The 16,133-nt window shown below is 48.9% G+C and carries 20 protein-coding genes and 1 pseudogene; 9 read left to right on the top strand and 12 right to left on the bottom strand.

The window, feature by feature from the left end; genetic code table 11:
• Nucleotides 1-96: 96 nt before the first annotated feature.
• Together GKO28_RS08460 and GKO28_RS08455 are read right to left on the bottom strand one after the other, a co-directional pair.
• Nucleotides 97-555, bottom strand: a complete 459-nt coding sequence (locus tag GKO28_RS08460; protein ID WP_203564035.1) for a DMT family transporter — start codon at nt 553-555, stop codon at nt 97-99.
• On the bottom strand, nt 543-884 hold the full coding sequence (locus tag GKO28_RS08455; protein ID WP_203564034.1) for an EamA family transporter: 342 nt from the start codon (nt 882-884) through the stop codon (nt 543-545). Before GKO28_RS08455 ends, GKO28_RS08460 begins: the two co-directional genes overlap by 13 nt.
• A 410-nt stretch (nt 885-1,294) precedes the next feature.
• On the opposite strand from GKO28_RS08455, the gene GKO28_RS08450 reads away from it, so the two are divergent.
• The 4 genes from GKO28_RS08450 to GKO28_RS08435 all read left to right on the top strand — a co-directional run bounded on the left by GKO28_RS08450 (nt 1,295) and on the right by GKO28_RS08435 (nt 4,078).
• Nucleotides 1,295-2,206 carry a LysR family transcriptional regulator gene (locus GKO28_RS08450; RefSeq protein ID WP_182075972.1) on the top strand — a complete coding sequence of 304 codons (912 nt, stop codon included), beginning with the start codon at nt 1,295-1,297 and terminating at the stop codon, nt 2,204-2,206.
• A gap of 75 nt (nt 2,207-2,281) precedes the next feature.
• Entirely contained in the window at nt 2,282-3,007 is a 726-nt protein-coding gene (locus GKO28_RS08445) for an NACHT domain-containing NTPase (RefSeq protein ID WP_182075971.1), read from the top strand.
• Nucleotides 2,985-3,629, top strand: coding sequence for an NACHT domain-containing NTPase (locus GKO28_RS08440; protein WP_182075970.1), 645 nt, complete (start codon nt 2,985-2,987; stop codon nt 3,627-3,629). Before GKO28_RS08445 ends, GKO28_RS08440 begins: the two co-directional genes overlap by 23 nt.
• Entirely contained in the window at nt 3,626-4,078 is a 453-nt protein-coding gene (locus GKO28_RS08435) for a hypothetical protein (RefSeq protein ID WP_182075969.1), read from the top strand. Before GKO28_RS08440 ends, GKO28_RS08435 begins: the two co-directional genes overlap by 4 nt.
• Nucleotides 4,079-4,907: 829 nt before the next feature.
• Here GKO28_RS08435 and GKO28_RS08430 read toward each other — a convergent pair.
• From GKO28_RS08430 to GKO28_RS08410, 5 genes are all read right to left on the bottom strand, one after another.
• On the bottom strand, nt 4,908-5,258 hold the full coding sequence (locus tag GKO28_RS08430; protein ID WP_182075968.1) for a DUF1428 domain-containing protein: 351 nt from the start codon (nt 5,256-5,258) through the stop codon (nt 4,908-4,910).
• A 307-nt stretch (nt 5,259-5,565) separates the two neighbouring features.
• Nucleotides 5,566-5,706 carry a hypothetical protein gene (locus GKO28_RS08425; RefSeq protein WP_203564033.1) on the bottom strand — a complete coding sequence of 47 codons (141 nt, stop codon included), beginning with the start codon at nt 5,704-5,706 and terminating at the stop codon, nt 5,566-5,568.
• Nucleotides 5,707-5,716: 10 nt separating this feature from the next.
• Nucleotides 5,717-6,484: a sporulation protein gene (locus GKO28_RS08420; protein WP_182075967.1), complete on the bottom strand. Its 768-nt coding sequence runs from the start codon at nt 6,482-6,484 to the stop codon at nt 5,717-5,719.
• Nucleotides 6,485-6,629: 145 nt separating this feature from the next.
• Entirely contained in the window at nt 6,630-7,061 is a 432-nt protein-coding gene (locus GKO28_RS08415) for a cupin domain-containing protein (RefSeq protein WP_182075966.1), read from the bottom strand.
• A 308-nt stretch (nt 7,062-7,369) separates the two neighbouring features.
• Nucleotides 7,370-8,266: a cation diffusion facilitator family transporter gene (locus GKO28_RS08410; RefSeq protein ID WP_203564032.1), complete on the bottom strand. Its 897-nt coding sequence runs from the start codon at nt 8,264-8,266 to the stop codon at nt 7,370-7,372.
• Between the two features lie 383 nt (nt 8,267-8,649).
• Here GKO28_RS08410 and GKO28_RS08405 point away from each other — a divergent pair, with 383 nt between their 5' ends.
• Nucleotides 8,650-8,973, top strand: a complete 324-nt coding sequence (locus GKO28_RS08405; protein WP_182075964.1) for a hypothetical protein — start codon at nt 8,650-8,652, stop codon at nt 8,971-8,973.
• Nucleotides 8,974-9,033: 60 nt separating this feature from the next.
• On the opposite strand, the gene GKO28_RS08400 is transcribed toward GKO28_RS08405, so the two are convergent.
• Nucleotides 9,034-10,314, bottom strand: coding sequence for a ferric reductase-like transmembrane domain-containing protein (locus GKO28_RS08400; protein WP_182075963.1), 1,281 nt, complete (start codon nt 10,312-10,314; stop codon nt 9,034-9,036).
• Here GKO28_RS08400 and GKO28_RS08395 point away from each other — a divergent pair.
• Nucleotides 10,309-10,494 carry a hypothetical protein gene (locus GKO28_RS08395; protein WP_182075962.1) on the top strand — a complete coding sequence of 62 codons (186 nt, stop codon included), beginning with the start codon at nt 10,309-10,311 and terminating at the stop codon, nt 10,492-10,494. The genes GKO28_RS08400 and GKO28_RS08395 overlap by 6 nt on opposite strands.
• Before the next feature lie 146 nt (nt 10,495-10,640).
• A complete protein-coding gene (gene corA, locus GKO28_RS08390; RefSeq protein WP_247646439.1) occupies nt 10,641-11,696 on the top strand; it encodes a magnesium/cobalt transporter CorA in 1,056 nt (351 codons plus the stop codon).
• Between the two features lie 481 nt (nt 11,697-12,177).
• Here corA and GKO28_RS08385 read toward each other — a convergent pair whose 3' ends face one another.
• A complete protein-coding gene (locus GKO28_RS08385; RefSeq protein WP_307839093.1) occupies nt 12,178-12,768 on the bottom strand; it encodes a TetR family transcriptional regulator in 591 nt (196 codons plus the stop codon).
• A gap of 174 nt (nt 12,769-12,942) precedes the next feature.
• Here GKO28_RS08385 and GKO28_RS08380 point away from each other — a divergent pair, with 174 nt between their 5' ends.
• Nucleotides 12,943-13,329 carry an MATE family efflux transporter gene (locus GKO28_RS08380; RefSeq protein ID WP_182075961.1) on the top strand — a complete coding sequence of 129 codons (387 nt, stop codon included), beginning with the start codon at nt 12,943-12,945 and terminating at the stop codon, nt 13,327-13,329.
• Nucleotides 13,229-14,296 carry an MATE family efflux transporter gene (locus GKO28_RS08375; protein ID WP_182075960.1) on the top strand — a complete coding sequence of 356 codons (1,068 nt, stop codon included), beginning with the start codon at nt 13,229-13,231 and terminating at the stop codon, nt 14,294-14,296. The genes GKO28_RS08380 and GKO28_RS08375 overlap by 101 nt, the downstream gene beginning before the upstream one ends.
• Nucleotides 14,297-14,396: 100 nt before the next feature.
• Here the strand turns inward: GKO28_RS08375 and GKO28_RS08370 are convergent, their stop codons facing one another.
• From GKO28_RS08370 to GKO28_RS08360, 3 genes and pseudogenes are all read right to left on the bottom strand, one after another.
• Complete coding sequence (locus GKO28_RS08370) at nt 14,397-15,053, bottom strand: DUF799 domain-containing protein (RefSeq protein WP_182075959.1); 657 nt, start codon at nt 15,051-15,053, stop codon at nt 14,397-14,399.
• A gap of 12 nt (nt 15,054-15,065) precedes the next feature.
• Complete coding sequence (locus GKO28_RS08365; RefSeq protein ID WP_203564031.1) at nt 15,066-15,476, bottom strand: DUF4810 domain-containing protein; 411 nt, start codon at nt 15,474-15,476, stop codon at nt 15,066-15,068.
• Nucleotides 15,458-16,127, bottom strand: a pseudogene (locus tag GKO28_RS08360) (CsgG/HfaB family protein). Before GKO28_RS08360 ends, GKO28_RS08365 begins: the two are co-directional and overlap by 19 nt.
• Nucleotides 16,128-16,133: the final 6 nt, after the last annotated feature.

Here is a 16,133-nt window from a genome sequence, read left to right as displayed (position 1 = left end):
ACCCGCCAACGACGACCCGCCCATGGCTGTAGCACTGCAGTCAAAGAGGCTAACACAATCAAGCCACCACCGATAAGCAGTTGTGCATTGAAAGCCTCACCCAGATACATCACCGCAAATAAAGCGCCCAAATAATGGCTCGCTGCCGAGCAGCACCGCCGCGCGTGAGGGCGAACTACGGGCAATGGCATAATTTTGGGCAAAAAAAGCCAACAAAGTACACAACAACACCAAAAACCCAGTGCTGCCCCAAAACGTCATCGACTGCGGCAAAGCCGGTAATCCGTCGCTCGATGACAAGGCCAAAACCAGACAACCCAGCGCCAACACGCCCGATTGTACGGCGGTAAGCGCCAGCATATCCGGTGGTGATTGCGTACAGCGGCGCTTGGTTTCAACCATCATTAGCGCCCGCAACACCGCCGCCGCCACCATCAAACCATCGCCTAAATTGAACGCCATCTGCATATTGCTCGCAATCAATGCCGCGCCCAAGAGCGCCACTGCCGCGGCGATCCACACCCCAATATCGGGCGATTTTTTTAGATTTGCCACTCAAACCACGGGGTAAACACCACGCACAGCGCAATCAAAAACGCGGCATTGGTTGCCGAGGTTTTGGCTAAGCCAAAGGTTTCGCACAGAAAAATCGCCAACAAAATCCCGCCCAAAGGCAGCCCAACTCGAATGGCGTTTTTCACCGCGGGCTGATGGTAATTGCGCAAACTGGGCAGCAATAGCACAAAGGTAATCCCAAAGCGTAAAGCCAAAAAGCCCAGCACTGGGTAATACAGCAGCGCCATTTTGGCGACGCCATAACTACAGCCCCACACCAGCGCCACAGCCAATAACATCAGTTCAGGTAACGGTAAACGGTAGCGCATGGGGTTCTCCTTATCGCCAAAAGATAATGTTCAGATTACGTGTTGATGGTTTTAAGTGCCTACGGCACATTGTTTTACAGTCGCAGTCCGCGACAGGGACCCTCTTTCTTTGACTCGCCAAAGAAAGAGGGGGAAAGAAAGGCGACCCGAGCGCGCCCAGCTCCGCTGTTCCCTCGATCGATCGTGAGCCAAACGATAAATCTGTTTGTCTCCCTCCTCACTCGGTGCGCTTACACGGGTTTTAAGCCCCAGACCGACGAGCGCGGCACAGCATCAACACCAAATCTGAACATGCCCGCCAAAGCTGTTCACTTTGCTGGGTTTTTCAATCGGGCTCGATTGGGTTTTGGTATTATCAATTTATACTCAGCGATTGATAATCCATTCCAATTGCATAGGACTTGTGCGCGATGAGCACAAATGATCGATTGCTGGCGCTATTGCCAGATTTGGCGGTGTTGGTCAAAGTCGTCGAAAGCGGTAGCTTTTCGGCGGCGGCGCGCGCGCTCAATAGCCCGCCGTCGAGCGTGAGCCGGCAAATCTCGCGGCTCGAAGCGGCGCTTAAAGTGCAATTGTTTGTTCGGACCACGCGAACGCTGCGCCTGACTGAATCTGGGCAAGCCATCGTGCAACACGCCACCGACATGCTCGCCGCCGCCCGCGCCGCCGTTGCTGTGAGCGAAGTGCGTGCCACGCCGCAAGGCTGGGTGCGGCTGTCGGCGCCCAAAGCCTTTGCCAAACAAGTGATCCAGCCGGTGCTGGGCGAATTTTTGCGCCACTATCCCGAGGTGAATGTGCAGCTTATTGTCACCGACCGGCTGACTGATTTGCTGCAAGAAGACATCGACTTAGCCGTGCGTATTACCGACCAGCCACCCGAAGGCTTCATCGCCAAAGCGCTGATGCCGATTGAGCAAGTCTTGGTCGCATCCAGTGGGTATCTGCAGCAACGCGGCACGCCACAAGCGCCAGCCGAGCTTACCCAGCATGATTGTATTTATCTGGGCGAACACGCCAATGACAATCGTTGGGTGCTATACCAAGGCGAAACCAGCCACAGCGTTGCGGTGAGCGGGCGCTTTATCGCCAACCACACCGAAATCCGCCTCGCCGCCGCGCTGGATGATTGGGGCATCGCCAGCCTACCGCACTTCACCGCCCAAGCTGCGCTACTGGACGGCCGCCTCACGCGCGTACTCCCCAACTGGCAACTGCAAACCGCCTACCAAGGCACCGCGTATTTGCTCTATCCACCGAATCGGTATTTGGCTCCGAAGGTTAGGGGGTTGGTGGATTGGTTGGTGGGAGGGCTTTGTAAGTAAATTGTATGCTTCTATATGCTTACATTAAGCCTGTGAAAGCGTTAAGATTGAGTTATGACAAATGGTAGGGTTTTTATGATTGAGACTGCAACAGCAATAAAATATGCCCCTGCAATAGTTAGCTTAGCTAAAAAACCTATTGAGGATATCTATGAATTTTTAAAAAAGCAGATCAAAGTACAATTTGCAGGAATAAACATTGATGATGTTTATGGTAAGGCGCTAGGTTATGTAGAAGCAAATAGTAGTTTAATTACAATTTTATGTCGAGAACGTAGATTGGTTTCTGATTTTTACTATCCATCCAAAGTAATTTTTGATGGTGTTAGAAAAGGAACAAAAGTTACTGTTGATAATTTAGATGATTTAATTCTAGCGAAAGGGAAAAATAGATTAATAATTGAGGCTGCAGCAGGGCATGGAAAATCTGTCTTCTTAAGGCATTTATTTGTTGAGGAGTACAAAGTAGGTAGAGTAGCAATTTTAATTAATCTTAGAGAAATCAATGATTCTCAAGATCTTATTAAAATACTATTTCAGCAATTTGATGATATTGGGTTACCATTAAATAATAACTTAGAATATTTAAATAAAATTGTTGCTAGTGCCAAGGTTACATTGTTGCTAGATGGTCTTGACGAAGTAGAAAGAAAGTTTGTAATGCAGGTTAGAGACAGTATTAAATTTATTTTAAATAAAAATACTAGTACAAGAGTTGTAATTTCATCAAGACCTGGCGCATTACTAGATTTTATGGGTGAATTACCAGATTCTTCAATTGTACGTTTGGCAAAAAATTGATTCAAAAGATCACTCTGCGTTTCTGTCAAAACTGGGATTAGATACAGCTAGAAAAGATAATTTAATTTCAGCATTGTCTGCTGCGGAAAAACAAGTTAAGGCTGTTATTGATACACCATTAATGCTGACACTGTTTGTTTCTGTCTACACAGACGTAGCGATAATACCAAGTACAATACCTGAGTTTTTTGAAAAAATATTTCATGTTTTGGCTGAAACACACGATGGAACCAAAGGGCTTTTTGTTAGAGAGAAAATAACTGGATTAACTCATGGAGATATTAGAGAGGTTTTTTCATGTATTTCATATGTCTCTAAAGAAAAGCTAAATAAATCAAACTTAACTGATGATGAGTTTGAAGATTGTGCAATTGAAGCAAAGAAAATTACTGGTATTAATGTAAATCCGAAAACATTAAAAACAGAATTAGTAGAGACAATATGCTTGCTAGCAAAAGATGGAATATATACCAGTTATATTCATAATAGTATTCAAGATTTTTATGTGGCATACTTTATTAAAAGTCAAAATGATGTTGATTTTATTAAAGGATTTTATGAGTCAATGCATGAAGTTGATGTGGCTAGCTACACAAAATGGCAAGAAGCAATTAAGTTTTGAAAGATATTGATCGTGATAGATACCTGCAATACTTTATTCATCCATTTGCAGGTAAATTCCTTAACGATTTGAAGATTATTAGTAGTGCTTTGAGTGTTGAAAAATTAATTGAAATAACGTCTAGGTTTAAAATTTTAATTACTAAGCAGGAAAATAGAATCAAGCTAGATATAACTACAGATGAAATTAAAAATAGATTTGAATTTGAGTTGCTGCTCGGGTTGTTAAGTATAATGAACCATCGTCCAGAACTATTGGTTAGCAGTCGAAGTTTTAATTCATTAGTAAGAAAAAATAAAAATTTTAGAAATGAAATATCAGATTTCGTCATTAGGTTAGTCGAGAAAATAAAAAGAGAAAGTATAGATGCTGAACATTTACAGACTAATAAGAAAAAATCTTTATTAACTTTAATTCCTTCAAAACGCGTTGATAAAATTGCTATGTAACTTGTAAGCCATGTCGCAAACTCGTAAGCCGCAATCGTAGGGTGCTGATGAGCGAAGCGAATCGCGCCGTTGCGATGTTTTTTACGGCGCATTCGGCGCAATTCGCTGCGCTCATTGACGCCCTACGGTGTCGATGTATTTTCTTGTAGCCTTTGATTCTCAACGCTTTGCTGGCAATACATCGATGTTATGGCTTGATCGTTGGTCTGGGGCTTGAGATCCCGTGTAAGCGCACCGAGTGCGTCAGGGACGAACGGTTTTATCGTTTGGCTCGTGACAATCGAGGACACAGCGGAGCTGGGCGCGTTCGGGTCGCCTTTCTTTGGCCTACTTTTCTTTGGCGAAGCAAAGAAAACGAAGTTTCTGCGCAGCTAAAAGTAGGTGCCGCGCGGCATGAGCGCCATGCTGGAAACCGCGATGCCGCTCAATATTCACCCGCGATTGTTGGGCTGCGTGGGCTTACAACTTTCTCAAGTTACTCATTAGCTGCAGCGATAAGGTGCAATGCGCTAACGCTTATTGTCACCCTACAGCAGCCGTGATGTCGTCGCGGCTTGTGGCGGGTTACGCCTGCGGCTAACCCGCCCTACGATACTGCGCCCGCTTAATTCGTAATCCGCAATCGTAGGGTGCTAAAAGCTACGCGAATCGCGCCGTTGCGATGCTTATTTGCGGCGCATTCGGCGCAATTCGCGGTGCTCATTGACGCCCTACGGTGTGATGTATTTGCATGCCGGCTTTAATGGATGCTGCTTCGCTGGCGATACATCAAGATAATTGATTCATGCTTATATCGCGTGGCGGTTAAGAGATCCAATCGCCTACGGCCTCACAGCACCAGCAATGATTCAAATCCACCAAAAATCATCCGTTTGCCATCGCAAGGCATGGGGTTGGTTTTGATGTCGAATAGCGGTTCTTGCATGAGCTTTTCCCATGCGGCATCGCGCGCGGCTTTGGATGGCCATGTGATCCACGAAAAAACGACGGTTTCGTCGGCTTGTAATTGCACTGCGAGTGGGAATGAGGTGAGTTTGCCTTCGGGTACGTCCACGCCCCAGCTTTCTACGACGCTAAGTGCGCCGTGGGCTTTAAAGAGTGGCGCGGCGGCGAGGGCGTATTCTTGGTAGGCGGTGCGGTTGGCGGTGGGGACGGCGAGTACAAATCCATCGATATACATATTGAGCTCCTAGACGTAAATGATCGCTTTCAGGTTGAGTCCATGCTGCTTTGAGCGCGGCACGGACTGCTAGTGGTATAGCTGAAATTGTCGATTTACATCGGCCTTACCCGCGGTTGTTGGGCTGCGCAGGCTTAGCCCAACTTACCCAAGTTACTCATTAGCTGCAGCGATAAGGTGCAATGCGCTAACGCTTATTGTCACCCTACAGCAGTCGTGATGCCGGCGGCTTGTGGCGGGTTACGCCTGTGGCTAAGCCGCCCTACGGATACTCACTATCCCCGTCCAATTTGCTGCGCGAGCCAGTTTAATCAAACCAGCGCTTTTTTTTGTAATACGGTTTTTTGCCATAGGGCGTTTGGCCTTGGTGGCTGCCGCCTTTTTTCTTCATCACCCATTTAAGTAACAGGGTCAGTGCGCCGTAGAATAGCTTTTGCTTCATGCTCATCTCTGGCCCCTTAGCTCAACATCATCCGTAAACGACCTTCCCAATCGACGTTTTGCCAGTGCTGATCCATATGCATGCTGGTGTAGCTGTCGCGGCTAAAGCGGCGGTCGGCTTCGATCAACACATACACGCCATCGGCGCGGCTAATGCAGGTGATTTCGACTTCTTGAATGCGCGAAAATCCATGCTGCATGGGGCGGAACTCAAATTCTTGGTAGCAAGCAATTGAGCTGGCCACTTGGCCGATACGCGCAGTGCCGATTTCAACATCGCTGCTGACGTGGGCAAAGCCTAGATTGCCCATGGCGGCGATCAGACGCTGCATTTGTGCTAGCGGTTGCACGTCGAGAAAATCGCGATCTTTGGCGTCAATGGCCGAGGCAATGGCCAAATCGGTATGAATCCACACTGCCGCTTTGACATTGGGCGCATAGCCGTAGCCCGGAGTGGCTAAGGCGTAGGCGTTATTCACTGGCGTTTCCAGCGGTAAGGTCAAAGAAAACGGCAGCCGACGCTCAACACCTGCAGTGGCGACAAAGCCGTTGGCGACGCGAAATTGGCCGATGGTTTGCGCCACGCGCACTTCGCTATCGCCGACTTTTTGTTCGGCTTCGGTCATCAGTACGAGGTCGACGTATTCAATCGCCTGATCGACGCTGCCGCCACGAATCAACACATAACCATTGAGCGTACTGCCGGGATAAACACTGGCGTTGTCGAGTACGGTATCCACCGTCGCGCCGCCCACACCTACGGCGGCAAACAATTTCTTGAACATCTGTCGCATCTCTATAAAAGCAGCCCGAATGGCCGCGCCAATAAGAGTAAGGCCGCGATGAAAGGTTCAACGGTTTTGGTGGTTTAGCGGGAAATATTATTGCGCCTGCGGCGCAGCGAGCGCACCGCAGGCGTAGCAAGGCAGATTACTCTTTGATGGTGAAGGGTTGAGATTTGGTGCCGGTGAAAACAACGACTAATTTAACCGGCTCGGTGCCGAGGTTTTTGCCATTGTGCGCGGTGCTGATGACTTCGGCAAAGCCTTGGCCGGGGCCAAAGGTGCTGCTGCTACCATCTTTGAGTTGCACCGTGAGCTGCCCAGATAAAATATACGCGTAGCCAGAAACTGGGTGTTGATGCCAGCCGGTTTCTTTGCCGGCGGGGATTTCAACCTGCAGCATGGTCGCTTCTGGGTCATCGGTGTGGTTGTAATGAATCGGCTGGCCGTTGGCGGTGGTGCTGGTTTTAAATACGACATTGGCGGCCACGTCTTTTTTGTAAACGCTGCTATGGTCATCGGCAGCCAATGCCGTGAACGCTGTGAAAACACCGACCAGACCCAGTAAGGCGATACGCATATTATTACTCCATTTAAATAAATGAAGTAAGTATAAAGTAAATATTTGCGGTGTGTTTTAAGAGCGACGCGCTCGTTGTGGCGATGCACATTGTGACGCTTGGCGATGATCTTCGCGTGCGCAAATCCGGTGGATTTGCGCACCCTACAAAATCCACAATCAGCAGTCATTCCCGTTTTATAAACTCGGCGTTTGCTTGTGTAGGGGGCGCCTTGGCGCACGCGGTGGCAATGAGTCTGGATACGAGGGGGAGGCGTGCGCAAACCCTTAGGATTTGCACACTCGACCAAGCAATACGCTATTGCAGTTTATTTTTTGTCGGCAGGGTCGACGTGGGTCATGACGTTGAGCACGTCGCTGTGTTGGCTCAGCACGCGCTGGCGAGCGAGGACGGCGATGTCATGGCCTTGCTCAACGCTCATGGTGCGATCAACTTCTAAATGCACATCAACCAAAATCAAATCGCCCATTTTGCGGGTTTTGAGTGCGTGAATGCCCAGCAATTGAGGCGTTTCGCGCAGGGTTTGCTCAATGCTACTGATGGTGGCTGCATCGACCGCTCGGTCCATCAAGTCGTGCATCGCGTCCCATGCAAAGCGCCAGCCCATTTTGCCGACCATGAGGCCAACAATCATCGCGGCAATAGGGTCGAGAAAATGATAGCCAAGCATATTACCGCCAATGCCCAGCGCCACCACTAAAGACGATGCGGCGTCTGAGCGGGCATGCCAAGCGTTGGCGACCAACATGCTTGAGCGCACGCGCTCGGCGACGGCGAGCATATAGCGAAACAGCAATTCTTTACTCAGTAGCGCGGCCAGCGCCACCCACAGCGCAATGCTTTTAACCGGCGCAATGGATTCAGGATGCTGGATTTTACCCAGTGCCGACCACAACATGCCCGCGCCCACTACCAACAGCAAGGTGCCCAGCACCAGCGAGGCGGCGTTTTCATAGCGTTGATGGCCGTAATGATGGTCGGCGTCGGCGTCTTTTTGGCTGTGATGATTAGCAAATAGCACCACAAAGTCGGCGATTAAGTCCGATAGGGAATGAATCGCATCGGCGATCAAGGCTTGCGAGTGCGCGAAAACACCGGCAACCAGCTGGATGGCGGTGAGCACCACATTCACCACCACGCTAATCCAAGTACTGCGTTTAGCGGCGGCTTGTTTCTCTGCGGAGGCAGTCTGGTCATTGTGCATGGTGTCGTCCAGCGTGAAGGTGGGCATTGGTGATGGTGGATTATACGGTTTTATCTTGGCGTCGGTCTGCGCGCGGTCAAGTTAAAGGGTCTGTTGACGTTTGGTTTGCCAACCGCGTTTGTGCGGATTTTGGCCTGAGGCAAGGCACGAAGCGCGTAGCGTAGTCATTCTACGCCAGCGCTTGGTAACGCAGCATCAGGCTGACTTTTTTTAAAAAAGCTGCCGCCAAACCAAGCGTCAACAGACCCTAGGCTCTGTTGTTTTACCTTGTGCTTGGTGATGTTTTGGTTGGCGGTTAGATCGTGGTTTGGCGCGAATTTTTCGCTTTTGCGTGGCTTGCGATCTAGGCTAAGTGAGGTGTTGGACTGAATAAGGTGAGGCCGATGTTGGAAGTTAAGCTGGCAAGCAATCGTTATTTGGCGCTGTTTTTTCGCTGTTTTAAACCGCATGCAGCGGCGGTAAAGCTCAATATTACGCATGAATTACCCAATATTATTTTGCATCGACCAGAGCAAATCAAAGCGGCTTATCAGCTCACGCGTGAAGGGCGGGTGATTTATGAATACAAAATCGTGTTGCCACAGCACATTTGTTTCCGAGCGGCCTACACGCAAAATGGGCGCTGTATTACGGTGTTTTTTATTTCCGACATTTTAATTAAGCATGAATTTGTGCGGCGGTTGGCAGCGACCAATTTGGTTGATTGATCATCGCAGGCAAAAAAAGACCCGCTGGTGCAGCGGGTCAAAGCAGTTGATCGTTGCTGCTTAGCGCATAGCAAAAGCTTCATGGTGAAAGCGTGGGGCGCTGGCGTGCTGGCTTAAATAATCTTGAATCATTTGCCCTAAGCCAGCTGGGCCGCAGTACCAAATATCACTGAGTTGCTCGATGGGGATTTGGCGAATATCCAGTCTTTGCCCTAAATCGCTTTCGATTAAATGCAGGCGAATTTGTTTTTTGGCGCAAGCGGCTTGGATTTCAGCCAGTCGTGCCGCATGGTCGGCTTGGGTGACACAGTAATAAAAATCAATCGGCTGCTGCTGAAACTGAGCGCTTTCTAGCCAAGCTAAAAAAGGCGTTACGCCAATCCCACCGGCAATCCACGCTTGCCGCTGTGCGCCGCTGGCCTTGCCATCAAAGCGACCATACGGGCCTTCGATTTGTACGGGGCCACCCACCTGCAGTTGGTGTGCGAGTGTACGGGTATAGTCACCCAAGCCTTTAATGATAAAGCGTAGCTGGCCATTCCCCCTATCGGCGGAGGCAATCGTATAGGGATGAGCACCCTCGGCTGGGTCAAAACTCACCAGTGCAAATTGCCCGGCGGTATGCCCTGGCCATGTATTGAGCTGGCAAGTCACTTCTAACTGATTGGCGGCTAATTGTTCAATGTGTTGGATCTGGCCTTGGTGTTGTTGGCGTTTGCCAATTTGTCCAAATAGCGAATACAGCGCACACAGCGAGCCAGCGAGCAAGGCAATCGCCATTAAGCCCCCCACTGGCGTCAGCCAAAATTCGCTCGGCATTAAAATCAGGCCATGCAATGCGCCCATTAAAAATAGCGGGGCAAATAGCTTATGCACTTTGCGCCAGTAGCGATAAGGCACGGCGCGCAGTAGCGCTAAAATCACCATCGCCAAAATCGCCCATGCCGCCCATTCACCGACGTCTTTGGCCCAAGACACCAGCGGATCTTTGATTTTGGCGCCGCTACGAATGCGTGGCGCAGCCCATTCCATTGCCATCACCAGTTTGGGCGACAATTTAATTAACCAATGCGCGGCCAGTAAAATCCCCGCCGCAATCCCGAGTTGCTTGTGCAGCGCATACATTTTATCGAGGCCACTGAGCCAGTTTTCTAGCCATGCTGGGCGTACGGCCAAGAGCATCGCGGCAGACATCACCGTCATTAGCTGCACACCTGTGAGCAGCACCAGCTCGTGTCGCCATTGCCAATAAGTTACAGGCATGCCGTTTTGTAAGTAAGTGGCGGCGCAGTACAGTAGCGTGCTGATGAGTAAAATCAGCGGCAGTGGCTTGATATGCATTTGAATTTCCTTGGCGGTGGCGGGCATCTCGGTGGCGTGTTGATTGGTGGCTTAAACCGCAACGCCGCGAGCCAAATTCATTCAGCGCGGCGGGAAGCCCAACGTCAACAGACCCTAGCAGCGTTAATCCGAGTCGCCATTAAGCGCCGGGAATATGAAGTGAAACTTAAGCTATGTTAATTAGCTGAACATGGCCTGTCGTTGATTTACAAATTGGCGCGGGCTAAATACAGTGTTTGCTGAGGGTTGGTCGCAAATGGCTATGCCAATCCTATGTGTTTTGATGACTGCGGCGGTATGGAGGCGATTGTACGAATGGATGCAATTTGTCGTGTGCAGCAGGGCAAATTGCCTGTAGCGCAGCGGCTTGCGCGGCGTATAATCGGCGCGTTTGCCGCTTTAACCTTTCAAGGCTCATTATGCTCAATGCCTTTGTACTGTCTGCTGGTCGTTTAATTCAGGTACCTGCCTTGGTACCCGAGGATTTATCGCGCCCCGAAGTGTTGTGGGTCGATATGGTCGATCCCACCGACGACGAGCGTGAGTTAGTGCAAAAGGTGTTTAAGCTCGAACTGCCTGAAGACGAAGAAGTCAAAGACTTGGAAGAGTCGGCGCGCTGTTATGTTGATGAAAACGGCGTGCATATGAGCTCGTTTTTTCTATCGCATTCTGAAGACGAATACGCCAACGTCACGGTGTCGTTTTTGCTGAATCAAGGGCGCTTACTGACCATTCGTCAAGACGAGCTGGCGGTGTTTCGCTTGTTTCGCTTACGCGCTCGGGTTCAGCCGGGTTTTGTTGCCACCGCGCAAGAGATTTTGCTGGCGATTTATGATGCCGCAGTGGAATACGACGCCGATGTACTCGAAGAAATTTATACCCAGCTCGATGGCGTGAGCCGCCGAGTGCTCGATCGCAGCGCCGAAATGACCGATGAAATCATGGGCCAAGCGCTGGCCGAGCTGGCTGGCCACGAAGACATTAACGGTAAAGTGCGCCTCGATTTAATGGACACACGCCGCGCGCTGTCATTTTTGCTGCGCAGCCGCGTGTTGGCCACCGCGCAAGAGGGCGATTTGCGCGAAGTGCTGCGCGATTTAGAGTCACTCAATAACCACAGCGCGTTTTTGTTCGACAAGATTAACTTCTTGATGGATGCGGTGATGGGTTTGATTAATCTGGCGCAAAATAAAATCATCAAGATTTTCTCGATTGCCAGCGTGGTGTTTCTACCGCCCACCTTGGTCGCCTCAATCTACGGCATGAACTTCGCCCACATGCCCGAGCTCGCCGAAAGCTGGGGCTACCCCGCCGCCTTGGTGCTGATGGTGCTATCCGGTATTTCTCCGTATTGGTTCTTTAAGCGTAAGGGCTGGCTGTAGGTATATGGCTGTAGCCTAATTTGGGTATAGGCTATGTAGATATACTGCTGAGCGTTGTTGGGTTTTAGTGCCTGCGGCACGGGTGTTTTACAGTCGCAGTCCGCGACGGGGACCCTCTTTTCTTTGTCTCGCCAAAGAAATGAGGGGAAAAGAAAGGCGATTTTGATCTCGCCCAGCTCCGCTGTTCCCTCGATTGTCGTGAGCCAAACGATAAAACCGTTTGTCTCCCTCCTTACTCGGTGCGCTTGGACGGGTGTTTAAGCCCCAGACCGACGAGCGCGGCACGGCATCAAATCTGAAATCTCCCGATGATAAAAGCCAGTTTAACTATGGATGTGCGTCCGTCGCGGACTGCGACTGTAAAACCGCCGTGCCGCAGGCACTTAAAACCATCAACATACAGTCTGAATATTCCCCATCATCATTTGGTATATGGCTACATATAAATATTAATATGACCCACAAGCAAATACCTGCTTGATTACTCTGCGCTGTGTTGTAAATGCGGGGCGTTTTTTAGGCTGCTGACGGCATTGCGTAGCAGGCGTTCGCAATCGCTGGCGGCGGCGTTGGGGCGCTCGGGGTAAAAGTCTTGCAGCAAATCATATAAACCATCAAACACCGTATGCAGATACAAATTACTTAGCCGCAAATCGAGCGTGTTGGCTAAGGCTTGCTGCGCGACGGCGCGGCGCAATAGCCGCAGGCTGTAATGCATGGAACGTTTGGTGATCAAATCGCGGTGCCGAATCAGCGGCATGTTTTCCGCACTGCGCTCGCAGCGGTAATACAAAATGCTAATCACCGTTTGAATCGAGCCAGATTGATTAAATAAATTCAGATAATACATGCCGGTTTGCACCAAGGCTTCCAGCGCATCGCTGCTACTGGGTGTGAACGGCATTGCCGGGTGCGCCAGCATACGATCGCTCATGGCTTTGCAAACGTCGATTTTATTGGGGTAGTGACCATACACCGCGCCACGTGACACTTGGGCGGCATTGGCAATGTCGGCCATGGTGGTTTGGGCAATACCGTGTTTAAAAAACACTTGTTCGGCGGCGTCTAAAATTGCGTCACGGGTTTTTTTGCGCGTCTTCTTTGGTTTTTCTGGCCATGATTACCCTTGTTCAACCCAGCTTAATCAGTCGGTAATTATTGCATGAATTTAATTAATCGTGCGTGATTGATTAAATGCTACGATGGCGACTTTATTGACTTTGCACCCTGCGTGCATTGAGATTGTATGTCGTCACAAGCAAGGGCGGATTTAAATCAACTGCCGGTAAAAACGCAATTTTGGCGCTATGTGCTGCCCTCGGTCGCCGGGATGTTGGTGGTCAGTTTAGATGTATTGATCGACGGGATTTTTGTCGGCCGTTATGTGGGCGCGCATGCGCTGGCGGCGATTAATTTGGTGTATCCCATCGTAATGCTGCAGATTGGCTTGGGCACGATGGTCAGTATGGGCGCGGCAACGCGGATTTCGATTTTGCAAGGCGCAGGGCAAACCGCAGCAGCGCGCGCAAACCTTGGTCAATACGCTGATTATTATTGCCCTGCTGGGTATTGCTCTACCCGCTATTGGTATCAGCCAGTTGGAGCGGATACTGGTGCTACTGAATGCCGATAATGCGGCGAGTGTGTTGCATGAAGCGCGCTCGTATTTGCGGTTTATGTTGTGGGGCGCCGTGGTGAATATTGGCCAGATTGCGGCGATCTTTTTGATTCGCAATGATGGTCAACCTAGGTTGGCCACGGCGCTGGTGATTTTTAGCGCCTTGAGCAATATCGCTTTAAATTATCTATTTTTGGTGTATTTTCAGCTGGGTTTGGCGGGCGCGGCGATGGCCACGCTGCTGATTGAGGGTTTTATTACCTTGGCTGGTTTGGTGTATTTCTTTAGCCCAATGGCGCATTTACGCTTGGTGTTGGCCGATTTTCGCGCTGATTGGGCCAGTATGCCGGCGATGCTGAAACTGGGCGTTTCGAGCTTATTGATGGAGGGTAATTTGGCGCTACTGATGTTTGCGCATAATTATCAGCTATTGGAATACGGTAAGGGCAATGATGTCGCCGCGTATGCGATTGCCGGTTATACCGAGGCAGTGTTTATTTTGCTGATTCACGGTTTGGCGATGGGGATGCAGCCTTTATTAAGCTACGCGACTGGCGCTAAAGACGACGAACGCTTGGCGCATATTTTAAGCTACGGTTTGCGAGTGAGTTTGGCGATTAGTGTGGTGCTACTGATCACCGTGCAGCTGTTTCCGGCGGCGATTGCGTCGCTGTATATTGGCAACGATCCCGCCTTGGTTACGCTGGCAACCGAAGCTTTACAGCTCCATCTCTTTGCCTTGCCGTTTGATGGCATCTTGATTGTGGGGGTGATTGCGTTGCAAGCGATGGCGCTAACGCGCTTGGCGATGGTCGGGACCTTGGGTAAAACATTGCTGTTGATCCCAGCACTATGGCTGATGCCGCAATGGTGGGGCGTTACCGGTATTTATACGGCCTTGCCGCTGGTAAATATGCTGCTCGGCAGCGTGATTGGCTTGGTGCTTTGGCAGCAGTTACGTCGGTTGAGAAACGATGGCTAATTAAATAGTGCCAATGTGTATGTCTGTATACGCATATCCAAAAAGGCCAGATAGTAATACCTTGAGATTACTATCTGGCAAGTGCGAGTACAGTATTTGCTTAATTCAAACCATAGTTAGGTGAGCGTGGGCCATAAAGCAGTCCATTCACTCGATTTGGATTTAATAGGCGATAGCTAGCAACACCCGCCATCACATGGCTTTGATCGGTAGTTGTGTTGATAATTTGATTTACGACGGCAGTAACTAAGAGCGCAATAAGACTGCTACTTGCCGCTTGGTTTTCTGCGCTAGAGGCCGTGGCACTACCGTTCCAAAGCATCTCTCCTGTGCGTAAATCCATCAGTTTGGCATTGGCAGAAACGACGACATCGCTGCTGATAATGTTATAGCTGGTGCCATATTTTACTACGTCGATATACAGTGCTGTGTCAGCACCAAATATCTCTACTAACTTAGCTGCTTCAACAGATTGAATCTCACTTGGGTGAACCAAACCATTTTGTTTAAAGGTTTCGTTTACGACGGCGACGGGATAAACGTAGTAGCCCGATTCAGCTAATGGCAAAGTTAGATGCGACAGTAAACTATAACTAGCATTTATATCTGGTGATGAATTTACCGGAGGTAAAACTAAAATTGATTTAGGCTTATTTTTTTTTAGCGCCGTGTAGTCATAAGGTAAGGGTTGATGAGCACATGCAGTTGCCAATAAGGCAATTAGCAGGGTTAATGCGAGCTTGATCATTCTCTTCATCACTGTATCCAATTATTTTTTATTTAGATTGAGAAGTAAAAAATCCATATAGGTTGTTGATTCAGGATAAAGCTGTTTTTCTATTTCAAATTGTTGCTGCACTTTATCGATTTGACCTGAATTAGCGTAAAGCATACCTAAATGTGCATGAAAGCCGGGAGGAACTGCCAAACCTTGCGCTTTGGCTTTTTGCTCTTGCTGTTCTAATGCAATGATTTGCTCAGTTGGGCTGGACTGCGTATTTTTAAAATAAGCATAAATCTCTTTTTGATAGCTGCCCCAGCTATAGAGTGGTTTTTGTGGTGCAGCGCAACCCATTAAGAAACCTAAAATAAGCACACTACACCAGCATGTGACGCGTTTGAATACCATGGTTTTCATCGTGTTTGTACCTTGATCAAAAATTATTTGTTTGGCTGCCAAGCACCTGATTCAATGCCTTTTACCAAATTGTTGACTGACTCACGAATGGCTAAATCAAGCACCTTACCGTTCAACGTTGAGTCATAACTAGCTGTGCCACCAAAACCAAGGACTTCACGATTGTTAAGTTCATATTCACCAGCGCCTTGTGCTGAATAAACAACTTCAGCCGTTTCTGTATTAACGATATTTAAATTTACTTTTGCATAGGCAATTTGAGATTTACCTCGACCGAGTAAACCAAAAAGCTGCATGTCACCAATTTCTTTTCGACCAAATTCGGTGACATCACCAGTGACAATATAATCAGCCCCTTTTAATTTCTGTTTCTTGTTTTTAAAAATTAGTCTCCTGCTCTAATTCTGCGAGATTTTCTCGCTCAAGAACTGTAAATCGTCCAGTTTGTTGTAAATGAGTAATTAAAATTGTTTTAGCTTGGCTACCAAGTTGGTCAATCTTTCCAGCAAAGACACCGCGCATATAGCTGGAACGATTATCAAATTTTCCTACTGCAATTGGTGCGCGCTGGCCGGAATAAACCGTATTTGCGCTGGTTACTTGTGTAATAGGTAAATTGCGCGACTGTTCAGTAGCACATCCGCTGAATGCGGCCAAAAGGATTACTACATATGACATTGAGCGATAATTCATTTTTTT

Origin of the sequence: Deefgea sp. CFH1-16 (assembly GCF_016881365.1) — a bacterium.
GTDB lineage: Bacteria > Pseudomonadota > Gammaproteobacteria > Burkholderiales > Chitinibacteraceae > Deefgea.
Note: the sequence above shows the minus strand (reverse complement) of the source record. Positions and strands in the feature narration are given on the sequence as shown.